The sequence below is a fragment of the Pseudoalteromonas sp. APC 3355 genome (genome assembly GCF_030407615.1).
GTDB classification, from domain to species: Bacteria; Pseudomonadota; Gammaproteobacteria; order Enterobacterales; family Alteromonadaceae; genus Pseudoalteromonas; species Pseudoalteromonas distincta.
In genome coordinates this window covers 611608-633575 of sequence record NZ_JASDDB010000002.1, presented here as the reverse complement: position 1 = coordinate 633575, position 21968 = coordinate 611608, and the positions used below count along the sequence as shown (strand labels likewise).

Here is a 21968-nt window from a genome sequence, read left to right as displayed (position 1 = left end):
ATTTATTCCCAAATAATTTAAATAATGAAATATTTCTATGTGTTAAACGTTAACTAACCAGTATGATAAATTTAATAGAGTAACCCACTATGAATATTAAAAACACACGCGTTAAACACATAATAACCGCTTCGCTTTGTATATTTAGCGCAACGAGTTCAGCCAACATAGTAAGAGTCGATCAGGTGCTTGGGCAGCTAAACCCAATAGAGCAGCGTATTGAGCAAACTATAGAGCGAGCACAGCGCCTGCCGCTTCCGGTGCCTGTTCCACAAATATCGATTGATGAACTAAAAGCGCAAATTAGTGAGCCAATTAGCAGCTTACCCAATGTGCTTAACATTAATATAAATAGCCAAAACACCGCATTTGTTGAAGTAGAGCTTGAAAACGGCTTTAGAGCAATAGAGCGCCAATGGTTATTAATGGCAAATAGCCAACAACTTAATACCCTAAAGCAGCAAAATGTAACCATTGTATCGGTAAAAAATTACAACGCACTTAACATGAGCTTAGTGCGCTTTAATGTACCCCAAGGTGTTAACTCTAAAAGTGAGTTATTAAAAGCACTTAACTTAGATGAGTCTGCAATACTTGACCGAAACCACATTTACCAAGCGCAAACAGGCGAACCTACCGCAAAAGTAACACCAAATAAGCCTGTTGCTCCTTACTGCACACAAAGCGTAAAAATTGGCATGATCGACAGCGCCATTAATACCAAACACAACGCTTTTAAAGGCGCCAATATCACCACGCAAAGCTTTTTACCTAAAGGGTTAAGCTCGCCAAATTTACACGGCACCGCCATAGCGGGGTTAATTACAGGTAAAGGAGCAACGCTCAGCCCGCTTTTAAGCAGTGCAGAGCTATACAGTGCCGAGGTGTTTTATAGACAATCTGAATATGCACAAGGGGCTACATTATTTGCCATAGTAGAGGCACTTAACTGGCTAGTTAGTAATAAAATACCCGTAATAAATATGAGCCTAACGGGGCCAAATAACGCAATTTTAGAAGCAAGTATTACTGCAGCAATAAAACAAAACGTATTAATTGTAGCTGCTGCGGGTAACCAAGGGCCGGCGTCGCAGCCGTTATACCCAGGCGCGTATAAAAGCGTGATAGCGGTAAGTGCTATTGATTCAAAAAACCACATTTATAGATGGTCAAATAAAGGCGATTACATAGACTTTGCAGCCCTTGGTGTAAATGTTGTTACAAGCCAAGGCAATGGAAAATTTGGGAGGGAGTCGGGTACGTCAATGGCGGCGCCGCATGTAAGCGCGGCATTAAGTTGTTTATTGTTAAAGCATGGGAATAATAAAACCAAAGCACTTAACGAGCTTACATCGCTGGTCGTCGATTTAGGCGAGCAAGGCAAAGACACCACCTTTGGTTATGGCGCCATTTACCCACCTAAAAGTGCACTTTAACTGACGCCGATAAAACCGATTGCGTATAGGTATTACTACTAAGCTTTGATTGATAATCGCCATATTCAGCCTCGGCTATTAGCGTTACGTGCTCAAACACATCTACGTTATAAAACGCATTAACTACATTTCGGTGCTCATCTCGCGACGGTATTTGCTCAAAAAAATCATCCGTTGTTTGCTCATCGTAATCTTTATTTTGATAACGCCAGCCAGCCCCTACTTTGTTAGCCACATTAAAGGCCGTAAATTTGTGCGTAACTTTAGTAGTAAAGCCGTAGCCGTTAAAGTCGTATTGGTTGTCGTCGGCGTTTTCTTTATCAGCACTTAGCGTTGCCATTAGCATGGTTTGCCCATTATTTATAAAATGATAAAGCGCTACATCGCCGCCTAAACCATCGGCATTACGTGCTTTTGCAGTAGCAAAACGTTTAGCTTTGGTTTTTATGCTCATACGCAAATACGTATGTGGGTTTAAAAAGTGGCCATAGTAAGCACTAGCTTGATTAAAATGTAAAAATGTTTCGCCATCTACATTTGCTTTTGCGCCATCGTAACGAACCCCTAGCTCATGGCTATTAAAGCTGTAGCTGCCATCTAAACCATATTGATGAAGGTCTAAATCGTATTGATCAAATTCATCGTAGTCTTGTTGTTCAAACCGATAGCTTGAGGTTAATTTGGCGCCTTTGGTTAATTGCCATTTTGCATTAACACCGGCTGCGGTTTTTATGCCACTGTCGCTTTGTGACGAAATATCGTCAAGCTCCTGAACAGAGAGCGCTGAATTGCTCAATACCCCAACTTCTGCATCTGCATTTAGCTCAAAGCTACTTTTAAAGGGTTTATTTTGCTCAGGTGTTTTAACGTGGTTGGTTTGTGCAAGCACCGCTTGGGCACTAAAAACACACAATGTGGCGGTTATAACTGCTTTCATATTTATTCTCCAACAGGCCGAATAGGTTTCCCTATTCGGCATTTGTGCAAACACGCGGCGTATTAAAGGCCTAGGTCTAAGTCGTTAGTAATGTTGGTTACTACTTCACTTGCGGTGCTAAGTGCTACATCGTTACTAATTTGATCAGTAACCGCTGCACTCACCTGCCCGCTAACACTTTGTTGTACCGTGCTTTGTAAACTGCTAACCGTACTATCTTGCACACTGGCAATTAAAGATTGCTGAACACTACTTACAATTTCATTACTGGTATTAATTGCATCACCTACCTGCAGTGCAGAACTCACTGAGTTTGCAGCCGTATTAGTAATTGCTAATTGGTTTGTAAGCTCACCCGCATTAAGCGCACTCGCTGCATCAGCTTGTGTTACTGAATCGGTTGCGCTACTCACATTTGAAAGTAAAGAGGCATCTGTTGGTGTATCAGTAGTATCAGGCTGAGCGCCTTGCTCAGAGCTAACAGAAAGTAATGACGATTGGCTCACTGCAGTCGTTAAATTATCCGCCGATGAGGTTAACTGCGCGGTTGCATCAAGCGCTGTATTGACTGTGGTATTACCTGTGGCATTTAAAGACGAGGCCGATGCGTTCAATGAGTTATTTAAAGATGAGCTGGCAGATGCAACTAATGAATTTGCAGGCTCTGCGGCCTCACTGCTTTCTTGCGCTGGAGTTTGCGTGTTATTCGCCGTTGAATCTGTGTTTTGCGAATCATCAGCCGTTACCTGTGTATCGTTAGATACGTTTGACTCGTTGCTACCACTGGCTGTTAAACCATTTTGTGAAAGCGCAATAGATGTAGATGTTTGTTGCTGCGCCGACGTTGACTGGGATATTTCAATATCAGCGGCGTGCACTGCACCTGTAAAAGTACACACACCGCTTAACATCATTACGCTTACAATTTTATTTAATTTAGTCATTGTTTTGTCCTCTAGTTTGTCGGATTGACATAAAGAAGACGATTTACAAAAACACTTTATTCCAAAATAAATTAAAAAATTATAATAACGTTACTTAATTATTTAAGTTTCATACTCTTAAATATAAATTACTCGTTTACTGCGTAAGCGTTTCACTGTTTTGGATCAGCAGTAACAGCTCGGCAGTGGCAGTTGCATCAGCCAATGCGCGGTGATGGCTGGTTAAATTTAAATTAAAATGCGCACTAAGGTTACCAAGCGAATACGACTTTAGCCCTTTAAACGCTCTGCGCGATTCAACCACGGTGCACATTTTTGGCATTTTAAAAAAGTGCCCTGCCATCTCGCACTCTTTTTTAATAAAGCCGTAGTCAAAATTAACGTTATGGGCTACAAAAATACTGCCTGCGAGTATATCTAATAGCGGCTTAACTATATTGGCAAATACAGGCGCGTTGTAAACCATACTGTCGCTAATACCGGTTAATGACGTAATAAAGCCAGGTATATGGCGCTCGGGGTTAACTAAGCTTGTCCAAGTATCAATTACTTTACCGTGCTGCACTTTAACAATGCCAATTTCGGTAATTCGGTTGCCGCCTTTTAAGCCACCCGTGGTTTCTATATCAACTACGCTGTAAACACGGTTTGGGTCTACAAACCACTTAACTGCAGCAATGTGTACTGTAAAGCCCACATTTTTTAAATTATCAATAGTTGTAAGTTGGTTGCGCCTAAGCTTATCGCCAGGGGCTTTTACTTCTTCAAAATGTACTTGGCCATTATTAATAACCATTAAGTCGGGGTAGCCGTCTTTTAGCTGTAAATAATGTTTACTCATAGCCGTTAAATGAGTAATTAATGCCTCAAGTGGGCTGTTTAAAATAAGCGCTTCTAGTGGCTCTAATAAATTGCTGCGCCATCTAAATAATCCATTGGGCTGATCAAAATATTGCGCTGCATTTTTGCATACTAAATTAAGTAATGCTTGCGACGTTTGGCACTGAGCTAAGCGCTCGTTTATCTGTGTTTGCTGCGCTTCATAAAAATTACCAAGCCTTAATACTTGCGGATAAATATCAAACTCATTGCATGGCGGATAAGGCGACTCCACAAATAACTCGTGCCAAAATACTAAACCAAACAAACTTTGCCAAAGCGTGTTTTCGGTATTAAATACAGCCATACCTTCGCGAGTATAATAATCGTTTACGCCCTGCTCTACTTCACCTCGGTACAGTTCATCTATTTCTAGCACGCACTGAGTGTCGGCAAGCATGGCACTTAAACGCGAACGTGTTTTTTTATTAAACTTACGCATTAAAAAATCGTCAGCAAAATAAAGTAAATCATCAGTAAGTGGGTTTTCGATAATGGCTTCTAATCGAGCTTTTACCCACTCTTTATTGCCAAGCCTGTATTGCTCTCTTATTTGAATTTCTTGTGCTTCGCTATCATCCACGCACCCTTCAAGTAAACTAAAAGCAAGTTCGCTATCAACTGTTTTTAGCTGCCTATAAAGCCTAACTAATAGTTTGTTTTTTAATACAACGGCAATTGCACCATGTGCAGCTTGCACTAAAACCTGCGACGCTAAAGCAACATAGTCGCTCTCATCTGTAATATTTTTAAATGCTAACCGGTAACGGTTTAATAAATAGTTTGATTGCGCTTCGTCAAGTGTTTCAAAACGCGACAAGCTCTCGCTGTGTCCTTCGCGCGTAACGGTTAAGCCTAAGTCTCGCATTACAAAACGGTTTTGATGATTCACATCTCCACTGCTTAGTTTACCTGCAAATAAAAACTCAAAATACTCGTAGTAATCACTGCGGTTATTAATTACATACTGGCTATAAAGTGGCGCAAGCTCTTGTGGGCGTGCTTTAAAAAACTCACGCGCAATATCCACCAGCGCGCCTTTAGCGGCACTCTTTTTAAAACTTATTTGCTCACTGTAATTACTTAGCAACTCAACCAAAGAAGGCTTAGTTAAGTGCGCTAAAAGCTGCGAATAATGCTGCTCGTTTGGCTCAAATAAAATACCGGCTTTTTTTAGCGTATAAATAGCCTGATGCGGCGAGGTTATTTCTTCATAATTAAGCGATTGCGCCTGCACTAAATAAGGCTTTCGCGAGTACACACGCGCCAACATGCATTGGCTTTGCTCATCTAGCTGGTTAATTTTACTAATAAATTCGCTGTGTTTGGGCTCAAGTAAATGCATACATTTACTAGTTACAAACTCAATAAGCTCTCTAAAATGCGCTAAATAGTATTTTGCTGGTAATTCTTTTTTCATAATATCGCCATAACTGTATATAAAAACAGTATCCAGCATTTATGCTTATTATTCAATCTTAAACTTGTAACTAAAACACGCTATAGTGAGCTTATTAAAGCAAATTCATTAAAAATAAAGGACTTACCATGAGCGCGCATCCGTACGATGTTTTATCACTCAATAACGGCGCAAATATTATTTTTACGCCCTGCCCTGGTACAAAAACGCAAAACCTAGCGGATTCAATCAATACATTAAAAGCAGCTGGCGCTAACGTGCTGCTGTCGCTTATGCCGCAAAAAGAGCTTGAAAAAAACAACGTACAAACAATTAATAGTGAGTGCAATAAGCACGATATAACCTGGTTTCATTTACCTATAAATGACGACGAAGCACCCAAACAGCCTTTTACATCAAGCTGGAACACCCACAAAACCGACATATTACAGGCCATACAACACAAACAAACCATTGCCATACATTGCAAAGGCGGTACAGGCCGCACAGGGTTGGTCGCTGCGCTTATTTTAAATTCGGCAGGTTACACAAAAGAAGAAGTATACAGCCTAGTACAATGCATTCGCCCTAAAGCGCTTACTATAGAATTGCAAAAAGAGTACTTTAATAACTTTTAAGTGTGAGGGAGAGGCTGGGGAGGATTTAGCACTATAAATAGTGCTAAAAATACTTTTAAGCTAGCTATGGATTAGCGATTGATAAGCGAACAACTTATTAGGTTTTATTTTCAAAATAATTTCGAAGTTTTTCATCTGCAACTATAGCAGCGAGTTTTTCATGAAAACCAACAATATGCCTGGATTTAAACTTTTGGGGGCTAAAAGAAATTAACTTTGCCATTTTAATTATCTCGTCAATTCCTCGGGTTAGATAACGCTCAGTTTCATCAATGCTTAAAATGATATCTCGACTATATAACCCGACAGAACCACACATCACAGATAAGAAATACTCATCATTATGCTTATATAGAGTCCAACTCCAAGGTTTTTCATCAATTATTCTCACGTAGTGTCACCTAAACATAACGAAGCCGTAGAATAACTCCAACAGCCAAATTCAATTAAATAATGCGTTTCTGTAATTAACTCAAAACGTTTTCAAAACATTAAGTTATGCATTCTTTGGAATCCATAAAACAGACTGTTTTTTTTGAAAAGAGTAATTCTACAGCCTGAATGCCAAAATCAGGTGCAGCTACGCTGACACCCGCATTTTCTTGTTACGTGTCGACGCTATAATTTTTCGATATGTTTGCTCCAACTTTAAAGCCAGTGTCTCACGGCTCCCAGAGCCGCCACGTATAAGTTTAGATGCCCATTCAAGATTGTCCCTAAGTTCTCGAAACGCCTCTTCTGAAACTAACTTATCGTCCATAAAAAATTCAGATACCTCAATCATTCTATTAAAGTTTATACTTCTAATATCTCCACCGTTTACAGAATTTATGATTGCTCGACCAGCGACCTCATACATAGAATTATTAACAGACTCTTCCCATATAGCATCAACAACCTCAATACTCAGATCTTTAAACTGCTCCCATTTTTCTTTTTTAGATATCTTTATTAACTTTGACAGATGATCATAACAGGTAACAAAATGGCGAATTTTATTTTCATAACTTGTAGCATTATTCGCTTGATTGTAACTTGCATACACATACCGCTCTCCCCATTGAGCATCAAATTTACCTAAACTATGAAGAGCATTTTTACAAACATCTAATATTGCGCTACTACTTCCATAATTAACTTCTGTTTGATACCACATTTCAAAAAATGCGAGCTTTCTTTGGCCCTTAATGAATGCACCAGAGAATGATTTTCTAGCAACCTCATTAGTAACGCTAGGATCTTCATAGTCAGTCTTTGCAAGAATAAAGAAAAGGTCACTATTTTCTTTGTATCGTGGTTTTCTTATCAGTGAACGTGCCGTATTTCTTGAATCATCATACCTTTTTTCATTTAAAAGAGAGTTGCATTGCCTAACCGCTGCTCCAACCTCTGGTATGTGAGTCTGTGAATTTGCCTCTAAACCCTCACAAATCTCTCTAATTCTACCGATGTATTCATCTGCATTTGGCACTATATCATTTGCTATAGAAAGAACTAATTTACTTATAGATGAGGTACTCTCAAATCTTGGTTCTTCTTCGATAAACTCTATACTACTAATAAGAAAGAGATTCCCTAGTTGCTCAATTGATGTATTGATTTCTGCATTTTCAAAATCAGTATACTGATGCAGTTCGCTGCGTGACAAGGAGCCAACATAACTAATAGTTAGTAGAATTTTTATTGCCTCAGGTGATAATTCAGTAACTTCTTTCCTCAATGCTGCTTCTCGTACCGCATCCCCACTCTTTCCCGACCAATCAATAATTGCGTTATCTACTGAAAGTCCTAACTTGCATAATCTTAGAATTGATTCGGTAAATAATGGTGACCCCTCAGAAGCTATATTTAGCTTCTCAGTATTTTTATCATTAAATATTTGAAGGCCAATAGAATCACACATAGATTCAACAAGATCTTTATATTCACCTCCAGTTAGTCCTGGCACTATGATTGAAGAATCGTTTGAATAAATATTGTTGGCTCGTGTTGTCATCAAAACTCTAGATGACGTATTTGATATAGAACGAGCGATCTCCATGATACGCTTTTGCTCTTCGGGAGAGTTTGAGTCAATGTCGTCTACAACAATAAACGATGGAATTAAATGTAAGCCATCTCTGGCAGATCTTTGCAATTGTTGCAAAGTAAACTCTTTTACTTCTTCAGGCAAAAAACCTGTTCTTAAACAAACTTCTTTAAGAAGTGATTCAAGATCTTTATAGTGTGTTTCTGGTGTACCAACGTATTGATCATATGCGGCTTTAAACTGCTGTCTCTTTGCAGTTAGCCAGATAACTTGTTCGAACAGCTCAGTTCCTGACTTGATTATCAGCTGAGAAAACTCATACGCAATTGATGTTTTCCCCTTACCACCATCTGCGGCTAAAACCTTGGTGTATTGAAAATCATCTGAGAGCCAAGACCATAACTCCTGAATTATTTCAAATCTCCCGATAAAATGTGGACATATGAAGTTTTTATCAGGTAGGTTATGTTCGATTATATTTTTTCTTATATTCTTAGATTCAGTTTCTTCAACATTAAAGCCTCTTTCAGACACTAGGAATTCAAAATCAGATTGAGAAACAACTTTTTTACACTCATCCATTTTTCTTATATAAACAGCATCTTTTTCTAATATCACCTTACCTTTAGAGTTGGAACCATCATTGATAGCTGCTATTGAATGAATTCGTTTTTCTCTTTTAGGAATATGTAGCAAACCAACGAGGACATCATTTTCTGGCGAAGGAATAAGTAACTCTACGTATGTAAGATCGAGTCTTTGGTTAAAGTGTCGGTCAAACTGCCCCCTTAGCTTTTGCTGGTCAATTAAGTTCTTTTCGACTCCAGTAAGAATAAACGTTGTATCTTTCTCAACCTCGTCTACACCAAAAATCATATACCCACCAAAAGTATTGTGGAAACTGATAATTGATTTCAGTGTTTTTAGGTATGCATCTTTGGAGTCCTCAAATGTCTTTTTATAATCCCAAAGCTCGCATTCTTTCGGAAGACATGTGCCGTCGCTCTTTACAAGTTTTTCAATTACTGATGCGGAAACATCACCACACAGTATTGACTCGTATATTTCCTGCTTAATTTTAATTACATCCATATAGGTCTCTAGATACACTCTGAATTATTAACACGCAACAACTTAGTCTACGACATCTGTCGCTTTAGACCGATAGATGTCCCTATTTTATAATGTCTTCACTTTAACCACCAAATAACCACCTGTAAACAATTACCTAACTTCAGAACAAATTATGTAATTACAAAAAACTAGAGGTAGAAATCAGTCATATTGAAAAACAGGCACTTTCCATACAAAGCACATTGTTTATTGAAATTCAGTCTGTGTTATTTAAAAGAGCGATTACCTAGTTTTAAAGCCTTTAAACTAAAACCTTTAAACGGCTTAATTTATACCCGCTAAATCGTTATACCTGCACAAATGTATTCAACCATAACGCTTTACGATATTATGCCCCTTTATATTTAAATTAACTTTCAGGGCATATAATGACAACGCACACACCGCCTTCCCACTCAGCCAACACAGCTGAAAACACCTCTCTTTTTTACGTAATATTTATATCGGCTGTGGCTGCTATTGGTGGCTTTTTATTTGGTTTTGACTCGGGCGTTATTAACGGCACAGTGTCGGCACTCGGTAATGCATTTAATTCTAGCAGTGTAGCTACGGGCTTTAATGTAGCGTCTGTGTTATTAGGGTGCGCCCTAGGTGCGCTTGCTGCGGGGCCGCTGGCTGATAAGTTTGGTCGCCGTGCAATTATGATCATCACCGCGATTATTTTTGCCATTAGTGCATTTGGGTCGGGCATTAGCGAAAGCTCTGCGGAGTTTATTTTTTACCGTTTATTTGGTGGTTTAGGTATTGGTGCTGCGTCAGTATTAGCGCCAGCTTACATTGCAGAAGTTGCGCCACCAGCACTACGTGGTCGTTTGGCTACATTACAACAACTCGCTATTGTATTGGGTTTATTTGCTGCGTTTTTAAGTAACTACTTAATTGCTGATGCTGCAGGCAGCGCGCAAAATATTTTAATGCTTGATATAGCGGCTTGGCGCTGGATGTTTTGGGCTGAGCTTGTGCCTGCTGTGTTGTTTTTAGTCGGTGTTTTGTTTATTCCTGAGTCACCTCGTTATTTAGTGGCGCAAGGTAAAGTAGGCGATGCTAAAGCGGTATTTAGTAAAATTTCGAACGACAACGTTGATGCGCAAATAAGCGATGTTAAACGCTCATTGCATAGCGATACAAAGCCAAGTATTCGCGATTTATTTATTGATGGCAGTAAAAAAGTACACCCAATTGTTTGGGTGGGTGTTGCGCTGAGTGTATTTCAGCAATTTGTGGGTATTAACGTGGTGTTTTATTACGGCTCTGAGCTTTGGCAAGCCGCTGGGTTTGACGAGTCGCAATCGCTATTTATAAATGTACTCGCAGGTACTACTAATATTGTATCGACCTTTATTGCCATTGCCCTAGTTGACAAAATTGGCCGTAAACCACTGCTCTTAGTAGGCAGTATTGGTATGTTTATCAGCTTAAGCGCGCTTACTTATATATTTGGTAGTGCAGGCCTTGATGAAGCAGGCAAACTTGCCCTTAGCGATAACATGGGTACGTTTGCACTGATTATGGCTAACTTATTTGTGGTATTTTTTGGCTTAAGTTGGGGCCCTGTTGTATGGGTATTATTAGGCGAAATGTTTAATAACCGTATTCGTGGTGCAGCCCTTGCTGTTGCAGCTAGCGCACAATGGATTGCTAACTTTGCCATTACCATGACCTTCCCTATTATGCTGGCTAACATTGGCCTTGCCGGTGCTTATGGCTTTTATGCGTTATCGGCACTTATAAGCATATTTTTTGTTGTTAAATACATAAAAGAAACACGCGGTAAAACGCTCGAATCTATGTAATTTTTAAAAGCGGTGATATTAATCACCGCTTTGCTTTTACATACAATGGCGTTATTTAAGAGTGATTGTTTGGATGAGCTCAACGTTAATTAATAAATATATTTTAAACTGCTGTTAATACGTAAACGCTCCTTTTACCAGCAAGCTTTTACTACCAAAGTTTATAGCTACCGATTGCATACTTAAATATCACTACAGCTCAATACGTTAGCGAAACTTTTAACTTAAGTTAAGGCTGAATAGCAATATACGCTCATTTATTTTAACTTTATAACCATTGCCGTATTACCTTTTATTATAACTAATCTATTTAAATTCCTTTTTAGAATATCAAAAATTAGCTATTGTCCGCCCATTCCAACTTTATGTATTTACTAAAATGAAAAAACAGTTAATTTCAGGCTTAGCTTTAACGTGTACGTTAGGTTCGTTCAGTGCATTTGCTACTAATGGTTATTTTACTCACGGCTATGGCATGACCCACAAAGGCATGGCTGGCGCAGGTGTAGCGCTGTCAGAAGAGTTAATGTCTGGTGCTAATAATCCAGCAACCTTTTTACCTAACGGAACAGAGCTATCTCTGGGCTTAGAGCTTTTTTCACCTGAACGAAAATATACTGCATCAAAAGTAGATACTTTTTACCCTGGCGCATTTTATCTTGAAGCAAAAACACAAAAAAGCGACAACACTGTATTTGCAATTCCAGAGTTTGCTATTGGCCATCAATTAAATGAAAAAGTAAATATTGGCTTATTAGTGTATGGCAACGGCGGTATGAATACCGAGTACGGCGCAGAATCCTCTCCTGAGGGGACTTTTTACGCTGGTACGACGGGCGTTGATTTAAAACAACTCTTTATTAGCCCAACAGTAAGCTATGAGTTGAATGAACAAACACGCCTTGGTGTATCCCCTATTTACGTGGTGCAACAGTTTGAAGCGCAAGGGCTTGGAAACTTTGCTCCTTTTTCGCAATCACCAGAAGCGCTCACAAATAATGGCACCGATACAAGCACAGGCTTAGGCATTCAACTAGGTATTAGCCAAGATATAAATTCGTCATTAAGCTGGGGGGCGAGTTACCGCTCTTCAGTGTCTATGCAAGAGTTTGATAGCTATAAAGGTTTGTTTGCAGAGCAAGGCGGATTTGATCTGCCAAGTTCGTTTCAACTTGGTGCTGCCTATAAGCTTACCCCAAGTAATCAAGTTGTATTTGATTGGCAAAAAATAAATTACAGCGAAGTAAAAAGTATTGCAAATCCAGTTAATAACTTGATGTCAGCGCCTTTAGGGGCTGATGCAGGAGCTGGGTTTGGCTGGAACGATATGACTATTTATAAGCTTGGCTATCAGTGGCAGCGTACATCGCAACAAAAAATTCGTTTTGGGGTGTCTTATACCGAGCAACCGATTCCTTCTTCTCAAGTTATATTAAATATTTTAGCGCCGGGTGTTCAAGAGTGGCATTTTACAACTGGCCTTAGCCATTCTTTTACCAACAAGGTACAATTAAACGCTATGGTTTTTTATTCGCCAGCAAAAAAAGTAACGGGTGCTAACTACTTAGCGCCTAATCAACAATTATCAATCGAAATGAAACAAACCGGTTTAGGCGTTTCTATTGTTTGGGAAATTTAAAAATGATAACAGAATTCACCCCAGTATCGGCTGCAATAGGCGGGGCATTAATAGGTATAGCGTGTACGTTATTACTGGTTTTATACGGAAAAATTGCGGGTATATCAGGCATTGTTAAATCTGTATTCGCTAAAGCAAATTCAGACTCTCGTTGGCAGTTATACTTTATTTTAGGGTTGTTGTTGGCAGGAGTGGCTGTAAGGGTATTTGCGCCTTCTTTATTAGAAGGCGAATTGCAATTACCGCCTTGGCTTATTGTTGTTGCAGGGCTTTTAGTTGGCGCTGGTACAACGTTAGCTAATGGGTGCACAAGTGGCCATGGTGTGTGCGGCATGTCGCGCTTTTCTACTCGCTCTTGGGTTGCAACATGCACATTTATGCTTGTCGCCTTCATTACAGCAAACCTTGTAGGATAAATAATGAAAGCAATTATGATGGTTGTTATAGGCTTTATATTTGGCTTAGGACTTATTATTAGCGGGATGACAAACCCCGCTAAAGTGATTAACTTTCTTACTTATGGAAACCAATGGGACGCAAGCTTAATTATAGTGATGGCTGTTGCCATGCTAATAATGATGCTTACATGGTTATGGGTTGCAAAAAAAGAGAAGCCACTTCTTTCAGGAACGTTTAATTTAAGTGATTTAAAAAAAATTGATGCGCGCTTAATTATCGGCTCGGTACTTTTTGGTTTAGGCTGGGGTTTAAGTGGTATATGCCCAGGCCCGGGTTTGGTTCAATTGGTATCTCTTAAAATGGAGTTTTTATTATTTTTTGCAGCCGTGCTAGGCGGTATGTGGTTAGCCAAAAAAGTATAATATTTGCTGCCGACTAAACTCGGCAGCTACTTTACCCAAACAAAGGTACATAACTTGCTGCAACATATAAAACTATATTGAACAGGTTTAAGTTATGCTAAATAAAGCGCTGGAATTTTCTAACAACACACCTTGGTTAGGCGCAGCGTCCTCCCTTTTACTTATAGCTATACTACTGTTTTTAATTCGTTTTTTTGTAATGTACTGGCTAAAAAAATGGACTTCAAAAACCAAATTTATATTCGATACTTTACTAATAGAGTCAATATCTAAGCCGCTAACACTGTGCACAATTATTGTGCTACTCACCATTTTAGAGCACGACACTTTCATTATTAGTACTTCTATTTCTCAACAGCTCCCTTTTAATAGCATTAATATTGTATTAGCGCTGCTTGCACTTATTATGTTTTTAGACCGCTTTATTATTGGCACTATTAATTACTATGGTAAACAATCTGCCGTGGTTTTTAATTCAAAAAGCATAATTAAAGGCGTGATACGCGTTACATTATCGTCAGTGGGATTACTGGTATTAATGGGCACGTTAGGTATTTCTATTACACCTATTATTGCCTCGTTAGGTATTACATCACTAGCTGTTGCCCTTGCTTTGCAACCTACCCTTGAAAACTTTTTTTCTGGCGTGCAGCTAGTAATAGATAAACCTATAAGGGTGGGTGATTTTATTGAGCTTGAATCTAAGGAGCAAGGCTTTGTTGATCATATAGGCTGGCGATCTACATGGGTTAAAATGCTACCCAACAATATGATTATTATACCTAATAGCCAATTATCTAAATCGCGTATTATTAATTACTTTTACCCTGAAAAAGAGCTAAGCGTACCTGTTGATATAAGCGTGCATTACAATTCAGATTTAGAATTTGTTGAGCAAGTAACACTCGAAGTGGCTCGTGAAATACTTATTTCACACGAATGGGGCGTTGATGATTACAATACCTTTGTGGTTTTTCATACCTTTGATAGATCAAGCATTAACTTTACGGTAATGCTTAGAGCTAAAGAATACTTTAATCGCTTTTGGGTTAAATCTGCTTTTATAAAAGCCCTGCATAAACGCTATAAAAAAGAAGGTATTGTAATCCCCTTCCCTATTACGGCTATTAACACGACTCAAGAAGCTGCTAAATTTAATAGTGATAAAAAGGTGCAAGGCGACACTTAAAAAAAAGCGCGAGTAACTCTCGCGCTAATAAGTATTAAAACTTGTAGGTTATTTGCCCAATAATTTCACGAGGGCTGCCAGGAAAATGGCCATTTCGTTCACTAAATCCACTTACAGCATATTCTTTATCAAACAGGTTATTAATATTTACACTCAGTAATACGTCGTCAAAACGACTCGTCCAGCTCATATCAAATACGGTAAATGGTTTTACTTTTTGACCACTGGTACTCAGTTGCTCACTTACGTAATTTGCACCAAATGCAATTGATGAGTCAATTGAATCAATAGCGTAGCGAGTCCATAAACCTGCCTGGTGGCGTGGTGCATTAGCAAAGCGCGAACCATCTCCAAATGTATTTGAAAGCGTATCACCCGTTACGCCGTCTACCACTTGTGTATCGTTGTATGCGTAGTTAGCCGTTACGGTCCAGTGCGCTGATAAATCACCGACTAAAGTTGTTTCAAATCCTCGGCTTTCTACTTCACCTATATTTAAAAGTGCAGCAATGCCATCCCCCGCTCCCGTATCGTCAGGGTTGCTCATTACCACGTTTTCTTTATTAATTTGGTAAATTGCAAAGGTGCTCATTATTTTGCCGTCGAGCCATTGGTTTTTCATACCTAGCTCGGTTTGCTTGCCGGTTTCTGGTTCTAAATTACCTTCGCCTGCTACATCTTCTTGGTCCGCTGATGATGTAGGGTTAAAGCTCTCTGAGTAATTAATATATACCGATGTGTTTTCTACTGGCTGATAAGTAACAGCAACACGCGGCGTTATGTCGTTATCTGAGTAACTAAAACCAGTTTCTTGATTAAACTCTTTAAAATGGTCATAGCGCAAACCTGCAATTATTGTCCACTGCTCGCCTATGCTAATTACGTCTTGCGCGTATACACCAAATCGGTCGGTATCAACGCCATCGCGGTTCATGTCGGTAAGGTTATAAGTACTTGGATCGGTTTCACCGTAGTTTAAATTAAAAATATTTAAATTAGCGACGCCATCGGCCTCATATCGAGCACGAAAGTAGTCATATTCGGTATCAACGGTGTGGTAATCACCACCAAATAAAAACTGATGGGTTAATTGTCCTTGTCCAAAGTTATAAACAAAGTCGGTGGTTACACTTGCCTCTTTATTGGCACGAAATTGCTTACGGTATTCACGCTTAATCGTTTCATCGTCAATATTGGCAACGCCATCACCATTTACATCTACCCAGCTTTGCGACTCATGGTAGGCTTGGTCTCGCTCGTTATCCATGTAACGAAACGTAGTACTTAACGAAAAATCATCATTAAAATAATGGCTAAGTTCTGCTTGAAGCACCAAAGCTTCCATATTTTGATAATCAAACGTCTCATTGGCGTTATAACTTGGGTCAACTAAAAAGTTACCGTTGTCATCTACCGGTACGCCACGTAAGCGGTTTCCGCCTAGGTCTTGTTTAATGTAGTCAACACTTGTGGTTAAGGTTGTTGAATCTGTTAAATCAAATAACAATCCGCCTGTCAGCTCGGTGTTTTTTGAGTCTGCATTGTTACGAAAGCTGTCTTGCTCTTCATAGTAACCACCCAATCTATAAGCCATTGTATCGCTTAAACCACCTGTCATATCGAGTGATGCACCACGGGTGTTGTAGTTACCCAAAGTAAGCTTTAGTTCGCGTTTTTGTGTGTAGCTTGGCTTTTTGGTTACGTAATTAATCATCCCACCAGGTTCGCCCCCGCCATACAAAGCAGAGGCAGGCCCTTTTAATACTTCAACACGTTCAACATTAAATAACTGCGGTACACCAAAGCCCGAATATGGGTCGCCACGCACACCATCATAAAATACATTGGCGTCATCTCTAAAACCACGAAAAGTTACACCTGAGTAGCTGTATTCACTCACACCCGCAATAGAGCGGTATAAATCGGTAATGTCGCGCGCGGCTTGGTCAATAATAAGTTGCTCGGTTAACACCTGAGCCGATTGCGGAAGCTTAATAAGATCTAAATTAGTTTTGGTACCAATTTTACTTTCGGTTTCTAGGTAAAATTGCTGGGCACGGCCAGTTACTTCTATTTTTTCAATATCGTTATTTTGCTCGGCAAATGCCACATTAGAAAAAGCAGAAAAAGACGCAGCAATACTGAGCGCCAAATATTTTTGGTTAAACATATTGATCCAAAGAAGAGGTTTATAAAACGCTGCGAATGATAACGACTATCATTAACATGTGCAATGTAAATAATTTCATATTCATCCTTATTTTTCGAATGAAGAGTTTTTGAGTAACACACTAAATTTGCAGCTCAGCATTAAAAAAATTAATTAGCATTACTGGAATACGGAATTGATATAATATAACATACCTTTAATTGTAATTTAGTAAGATTATTAAATGATAAATAAACTGCCCGTCACAGTGTTATCAGGTTTTTTGGGGGCTGGTAAAACCACTGTACTTAGCCATATTCTTAATAACAGACAAGGTAAAAAAGTGGCTGTTATAGTTAACGATATGAGCGATATAAATATCGATGCAGCCACTATTAAAAACGATGTATCGCTCAATCACAGTAACGAAAAGCTCGTTGAAATGAGCAACGGTTGTATTTGCTGCACCCTACGAGAAGACTTACTTGTTGAAGTGGGCAAACTTGCCAAAGATGGGCGTTTTGATTACCTCGTTATTGAATCAACCGGTATTTCTGAGCCATTACCTGTAGCCGAAACCTTCACATTTTCCGATGAAAATGGCGTCTCACTGGGTGATATTGCCACCCTTGATACTATGGTAACGGTGGTTGATGCCGTTAACTTTTTAAACGACTACGAACAAGCAAATGATTTACAAGATACTGGCGAATCGTTAGGAAAAGACGACGAGCGAAGCGTAGCCGACCTACTTGTTGACCAAGTTGAATTTGCCGATGTAATCTTAATTAGTAAAACTGATTTAATTACAAACGATGAATTAAATAAACTCACTGCCATTTTAAATACGCTTAATACTCAAGCTAACATTATTCCTATTTCAAACGGCCATATTAATATTAACGAAGTGCTAAACACCGGTTTATTTAATTTTGAACGTGCCCAACAAGCACCGGGGTGGCTTAAAGAAATGCGTGGTGAACATATTCCCGAGACTGAAGAGTATGGTATTAGCAGCTTTAATTACACTGCGCGCCGCCCATTTGACCCAGAAAAGTTTTATAACTTTCTTCATAGCACCGAACAATTTGGCAAACTTATTCGATCAAAAGGGTATTTTTGGTTAGCAACACGCCCTTTATTTTGCGCGCAGTGGAGCCAAGCAGGCGGTATAGCTCATTACGGATTTGCTGGTATGTTTTTTAAAGCTATCCCCCAAAAAGACTGGCCTACAGAGCCTGAACTGCTTGCTGACATAAATAATAAATGGGTAGAACCCTTTGGTGACATGCGCCAAGAGCTTGTGTTTATTGGTCAATCATTAAATAAACAAGCGATGATTAAAGCGCTTGATGACTGCCTACTACCAGAAGATGCGGTACTTAAGGGAAAGGACTTTTGGAGAACCTATAACGACCCGTTTCCTATTTGGGAGGAAGAGTAATGAATGCCCTAGCCCCAATAACTGCGCAAATAAAGCCTGCGGAACCGCTGTACCGAAAAGCAGCTAAAGAGTGTGACGCCGATGTATTGCCACAAATTTATAACCAAGACACTAACATTGTTATTTGGCAAAGAGACCTTGAGCAAACATTAACAAATGCAGTTAATACTCTCATTAGCGCAAATGCTTTAAAGCCACTAGAGCTTGCGGTATCGCCCGATGATGCGTTTGATCAATTAATAAAAACGCTTAAGCCAGAAGATAATAACCGCGATGAAGTTAAAGCGCTGTGTGAAGATATCGCACTGTTGGTTGAAATGTTTTGCTGCCTGTTTGATTTAAAACGCGCCGGTTTAAGGCTAAAAATATTAGATAAACCCATGTGCCCGCGTTTTCATGTAGACAAAATTCCGTGCCGGCTAGTTACTACCTATCAAGGTGTTGCTACGCAGTGGTTAAATCACAGCGATGTAAACCGCTCAAAGCTAGGTACTGGTAATTTAGGTAAACCCGATGAAGAGTCTGGCTTATTTAAAAGCCTAAATAATATTAATCAACTCAAGCAAGGTGATGTTGCCCTGCTTAAAGGCGAGTACTGGGATGAAAACGAAGGTGCAGGGCTTGTACATCGCTCACCAGCGGTGGCTGCAAACGAGCAACGCTTATTACTTACGCTCGATTTTATCTAAAATTTGTTGTGGTGATAAACGCTAAGCTAGTGCGCGTTTATCACCCTAGCGATTACTTCGTACAAACCTTGTGTATTTACAGGTTTAGATACAAAGTCATCCATACCTACACTTAAACAGCGCTGTTTATCGTCTTCGTAGGCATTAGCGGTAATTGCAATAATGGGCACATGTGCCTTAGTGTTTGCTTCGTTAGCACGTATGGTTTGGGTACATTCGTAACCATCCATATTTGGCATTTGGCAGTCCATTAAAATTAAGTCAAAGGTATTACCCTTAAGCACTTTTAACGCTTCAATTCCATCGTTAGCCATTGTAAGTTGTACATGAGTTGGCTCTAACATTTTTGCAATTACTTGGCGGTTTATGGGGTTATCTTCCACTAAGAGTAATTTTTTGCTACCAAGGTTAGGTACTGATTGCGACTGTACTGCGGCTGTGGGCTTTATAAACTCAGCTTTAGGCGCATTAATGTAAAACTTAAGCATGCTGCCTTTACCGGGCTGACTATTTAAAGATATTTCACCCTGCATTTTTTTAATTAACCCTTGGCTAATGGCCAAACCAAGCCCGGTACCACCGTATTTACGTGCAACACCTACATCAGCTTGTGTAAACTCGATAAACAATAACGATTGCTGATCTTTTTCTATGCCTATGCCGCTATCAGACACACTCACAAATAATTGCTGGCCACTGTAATCAAACGATAAACGCACAAACCCGCGCTCAGTAAACTTATACGCGTTAGATAATAAATTAATAATAACTTGGCTTAAGCGTAAATCATCTACGTTAATACAATCTGGCAAGGTGTTACTACACTGAACTATAAACTGCACATCGTCAGAGCTTACAATGGGTGAAAACAACGATTTAATATTTTCGATAAACGGCGCTAAGTTTGTTGGGCGCGGGCTAATTTGCATTGCATTAGCCTCAATTTTAGAAAAATCTAAAATATCGTTTAAGATTTTTAATAAGTTTTGAGCACTTTTTTGTTGCGTATCTAAAAGATCTCTTTGCTCGTCGGTTAACGAACTATCACGCAGCAATACTTCACCCATGCCCAAAATACCGTTCATTGGGGTGCGTAGTTCATGACTCATATTTGCTAAAAACTGCGATTTAGCCACATTAGCTAAATTAGCACGCTCTACTGCTTGCTTAAGCTTGTTAGTTTGCTCAGCAACTTGTTTTTCTAGCTGCTGGTTAAACTCACTGAGTTGTTTGTTTAGGTCTTGGTTTTTTATATTTGACGCTTGTAGGTTTTCTATTGAGTGCTGCAGCGCAGTGGCTAGCATTTCAAACTGCTGTTGTAGTTGCAATACTTCTTGCCAACTTGAATCTGTATTAAAAGTATGTTTTTTTGATTTATTAAAGCTTTGCATTAAATTAGTTAAACCACTAATTGGCTGCACTAATAAGTTTGCAAGTTGGCGTACAAACAGCACCACCATAATAATTAGCATAGCGCCTAGCAAGATACTTGGCAGCCATGCTTTGGCTACAGCCATACTCAAATGTTTACGATTATAAAAAGTGATTACTTGCCATTTGCTCTGCGGATTAACATATCTAGAACTATGGTAAACCTCATTATTATTGGAGCGAAATAAATTTTTATCGCCCATATTACGCGTATTAAAACCATCTTCGTTAAAGTCGGTTAATATTTTAAACTGCTCAAGCGAGCTAAAAACCACTTTTTGTTTATCATCCAGTACAACTAACTCGCCAGTATTTTCAAATAAATTAGGAATAAACTGCTCTAATCGTCCAAGCTTTAACGACCCCTCTACTACGCCGAAAAACTCACCATCACGATAAATAGGTGCCGACAGCGCAACAATGGCTTCATTGCCAAGCCCTCGCCCTTGAAACACACCACCGCTATAACCGAGAGGATATTGCTTAGCCTGATTAAAGTACTCGCGATCAGTGACATTACGCTGCGCCTTAGTTAACCCCGCTATAAGGTTATTAGGCGACGTTATTTCGACGTAGCCGCTAGGATTTGCATACAAGCTTGTAGCAAACCCTGGAAATAGATTCATTAGCCTTTTTAACTGCTGCTCACTATCTGTGCCCGCGCTTATGGCGTCGCTACTCATTACAATGGCATTTTTATGAAACGTTAAATAATCACTTAATTGAGTGCTTATATATTTGGCTTTTTCTTCAAGCTGGGCGTCTACCTCATACTCTAACCGAGAGTGGTGATCGTTCACTAAAATTACACTGGTAAGCAGTATAACCAATATAATAATAACGCTTACAACATAGCTAAGAATGCGAGCAAGAGGCCTGCCCTGATAGGCACGGCTGGCGTGGGGTACAAATACACTAAATAAATCAACTAAAGCTAAGCTAATTAACGCATTTATGAGGTACTTTGATATTGCAACAACTAGCGTTAACCATGGCAGACCAATAAGAAACTGCCCTATTCCCCAAATTATAGGTAAACCAACTAACAGCCAAAAAACAGTACCAAGAGGGAGTATGGGTTTAGAGCGGCGTAAACAAGAAGTGTAAAGCCAAAAAAGCTCGAGTAAATAAACAATACTCGGCCAGCAATGCCCCCACCTATAAAGTAAAAAGCCAGATACAATCGCAAGGCTTAAGCACGCATAACGCAGCCCAATAAACACTAAGCTACATAATACAAATACTTGCCCAAATAAAAACTCAGAACTGTCGAAAAAATATAACGGCGAGAGGTTAACTAAACCCCCTAGCAACCCTAATAAAACAGCGAGTGTCCACTTACTTCTTTGAGGCATTACTTCAACCCTAGAGTACTTTGTTAACACGCAGTGTTAAATTAATATAATTGCTACATTAT

Annotated in this window: 16 protein-coding genes; 9 read left to right on the top strand and 7 right to left on the bottom strand. The window is 39.3% G+C overall.

Annotated elements, in window-relative coordinates; translation table 11 throughout:
* Positions 1–89: 89 nt before the first annotated feature.
* A complete protein-coding gene (locus tag QMA08_RS06045) occupies positions 90–1436 on the top strand; it encodes a S8 family serine peptidase (RefSeq protein ID WP_290173949.1) in 1347 nt (448 codons plus the stop codon).
* Here the strand turns inward: QMA08_RS06045 and QMA08_RS06040 are convergent.
* The 3 genes from QMA08_RS06040 to QMA08_RS06030 form a co-directional block, all read right to left on the bottom strand.
* The gene (locus QMA08_RS06040) at positions 1420–2373 is read right to left on the bottom strand and encodes a hypothetical protein (RefSeq protein ID WP_290173947.1); all 954 of its coding nucleotides are present in this window, start codon (positions 2371–2373) and stop codon (positions 1420–1422) included. The two genes, QMA08_RS06045 and QMA08_RS06040, sit on opposite strands and share 17 nt — an antisense overlap.
* 62 nt (positions 2374–2435) lie before the next feature.
* Positions 2436–3317 (bottom strand): hypothetical protein, encoded by an 882-nt coding sequence (locus tag QMA08_RS06035; protein WP_290173946.1) that lies wholly within the window; start codon positions 3315–3317, stop codon positions 2436–2438.
* A gap of 136 nt (positions 3318–3453) precedes the next feature.
* On the bottom strand, positions 3454–5655 hold the full coding sequence (locus tag QMA08_RS06030; protein WP_290173944.1) for an exonuclease domain-containing protein: 2202 nt from the start codon (positions 5653–5655) through the stop codon (positions 3454–3456).
* A gap of 89 nt (positions 5656–5744) precedes the next feature.
* Between QMA08_RS06030 and QMA08_RS06025 the strand changes: the two genes are divergently transcribed.
* Positions 5745–6233: a dual specificity protein phosphatase family protein gene (locus tag QMA08_RS06025; protein WP_290173943.1), complete on the top strand. Its 489-nt coding sequence runs from the start codon at positions 5745–5747 to the stop codon at positions 6231–6233.
* 97 nt (positions 6234–6330) lie between these two features.
* On the opposite strand, the gene QMA08_RS06020 is transcribed toward QMA08_RS06025, so the two are convergent.
* Together QMA08_RS06020 and QMA08_RS06015 are read right to left on the bottom strand one after the other, a co-directional pair.
* Positions 6331–6624 (bottom strand): hypothetical protein, encoded by a 294-nt coding sequence (locus QMA08_RS06020; RefSeq protein WP_290173942.1) that lies wholly within the window; start codon positions 6622–6624, stop codon positions 6331–6333.
* Between the two features lie 189 nt (positions 6625–6813).
* Positions 6814–9354, bottom strand: coding sequence for an RNA-binding domain-containing protein (locus QMA08_RS06015; protein WP_290173940.1), 2541 nt, complete (start codon positions 9352–9354; stop codon positions 6814–6816).
* Positions 9355–9764: 410 nt separating this feature from the next.
* On the opposite strand from QMA08_RS06015, the gene QMA08_RS06010 reads away from it, so the two are divergent.
* From QMA08_RS06010 to QMA08_RS05990, 5 genes are all read left to right on the top strand, one after another.
* Positions 9765–11189, top strand: coding sequence for a sugar porter family MFS transporter (locus QMA08_RS06010; RefSeq protein WP_290173938.1), 1425 nt, complete (start codon positions 9765–9767; stop codon positions 11187–11189).
* 379 nt (positions 11190–11568) lie between these two features.
* Entirely contained in the window at positions 11569–12828 is a 1260-nt protein-coding gene (locus QMA08_RS06005) for an outer membrane protein transport protein (RefSeq protein WP_290173936.1), read from the top strand.
* Between the two features lie 2 nt (positions 12829–12830).
* Positions 12831–13244 (top strand): YeeE/YedE thiosulfate transporter family protein, encoded by a 414-nt coding sequence (locus QMA08_RS06000; protein WP_021032090.1) that lies wholly within the window; start codon positions 12831–12833, stop codon positions 13242–13244.
* A gap of 3 nt (positions 13245–13247) precedes the next feature.
* The gene (locus QMA08_RS05995) at positions 13248–13649 is read left to right on the top strand and encodes a DUF6691 family protein (protein ID WP_002958285.1); all 402 of its coding nucleotides are present in this window, start codon (positions 13248–13250) and stop codon (positions 13647–13649) included.
* A 94-nt stretch (positions 13650–13743) separates the two neighbouring features.
* The gene (locus QMA08_RS05990) at positions 13744–14838 is read left to right on the top strand and encodes a mechanosensitive ion channel family protein (protein ID WP_290173932.1); all 1095 of its coding nucleotides are present in this window, start codon (positions 13744–13746) and stop codon (positions 14836–14838) included.
* A gap of 34 nt (positions 14839–14872) precedes the next feature.
* Here QMA08_RS05990 and QMA08_RS05985 read toward each other — a convergent pair whose 3' ends face one another.
* Entirely contained in the window at positions 14873–17008 is a 2136-nt protein-coding gene (locus QMA08_RS05985) for a TonB-dependent siderophore receptor (RefSeq protein WP_290173930.1), read from the bottom strand.
* Positions 17009–17231: 223 nt separating this feature from the next.
* Between QMA08_RS05985 and zigA the strand changes: the two genes are divergently transcribed.
* The gene (zigA, locus tag QMA08_RS05980; RefSeq protein ID WP_290173928.1) at positions 17232–18431 is read left to right on the top strand and encodes a zinc metallochaperone GTPase ZigA; all 1200 of its coding nucleotides are present in this window, start codon (positions 17232–17234) and stop codon (positions 18429–18431) included.
* Positions 18431–19120, top strand: a complete 690-nt coding sequence (locus QMA08_RS05975) for a DUF1826 domain-containing protein (RefSeq protein ID WP_024594779.1) — start codon at positions 18431–18433, stop codon at positions 19118–19120. Before zigA ends, QMA08_RS05975 begins: the two co-directional genes overlap by 1 nt.
* Positions 19121–19146: 26 nt before the next feature.
* On the opposite strand, the gene QMA08_RS05970 is transcribed toward QMA08_RS05975, so the two are convergent.
* A complete protein-coding gene (locus QMA08_RS05970) occupies positions 19147–21906 on the bottom strand; it encodes a response regulator (protein WP_290173926.1) in 2760 nt (919 codons plus the stop codon).
* Between the last annotated feature and the right edge of the window lie 62 nt (positions 21907–21968).

Coding starts and splice junctions, on each gene's coding strand:
- QMA08_RS06015 (WP_290173940.1), bottom strand. CDS start 9,354: ATGGATGTAATTAAAATTAAGCAGGAAATATACGAGTCAATACTGTGT.
- QMA08_RS05995 (WP_002958285.1), top strand. CDS start 13,248: ATGAAAGCAATTATGATGGTTGTTATAGGCTTTATATTTGGCTTAGGA.
- QMA08_RS06040 (WP_290173947.1), bottom strand. CDS start 2,373: ATGAAAGCAGTTATAACCGCCACATTGTGTGTTTTTAGTGCCCAAGCG.
- QMA08_RS06035 (WP_290173946.1), bottom strand. CDS start 3,317: ATGACTAAATTAAATAAAATTGTAAGCGTAATGATGTTAAGCGGTGTG.
- QMA08_RS06030 (WP_290173944.1), bottom strand. CDS start 5,655: ATGCTGGATACTGTTTTTATATACAGTTATGGCGATATTATGAAAAAA.
- QMA08_RS05990 (WP_290173932.1), top strand. CDS start 13,744: ATGCTAAATAAAGCGCTGGAATTTTCTAACAACACACCTTGGTTAGGC.
- QMA08_RS06010 (WP_290173938.1), top strand. CDS start 9,765: ATGACAACGCACACACCGCCTTCCCACTCAGCCAACACAGCTGAAAAC.
- QMA08_RS05975 (WP_024594779.1), top strand. CDS start 18,431: ATGAATGCCCTAGCCCCAATAACTGCGCAAATAAAGCCTGCGGAACCG.
- QMA08_RS05970 (WP_290173926.1), bottom strand. CDS start 21,906: ATGCCTCAAAGAAGTAAGTGGACACTCGCTGTTTTATTAGGGTTGCTA.
- QMA08_RS06000 (WP_021032090.1), top strand. CDS start 12,831: ATGATAACAGAATTCACCCCAGTATCGGCTGCAATAGGCGGGGCATTA.
- QMA08_RS06045 (WP_290173949.1), top strand. CDS start 90: ATGAATATTAAAAACACACGCGTTAAACACATAATAACCGCTTCGCTT.
- QMA08_RS06005 (WP_290173936.1), top strand. CDS start 11,569: ATGAAAAAACAGTTAATTTCAGGCTTAGCTTTAACGTGTACGTTAGGT.
- QMA08_RS05985 (WP_290173930.1), bottom strand. CDS start 17,008: ATGTTTAACCAAAAATATTTGGCGCTCAGTATTGCTGCGTCTTTTTCT.
- QMA08_RS06025 (WP_290173943.1), top strand. CDS start 5,745: ATGAGCGCGCATCCGTACGATGTTTTATCACTCAATAACGGCGCAAAT.
- zigA (WP_290173928.1), top strand. CDS start 17,232: ATGATAAATAAACTGCCCGTCACAGTGTTATCAGGTTTTTTGGGGGCT.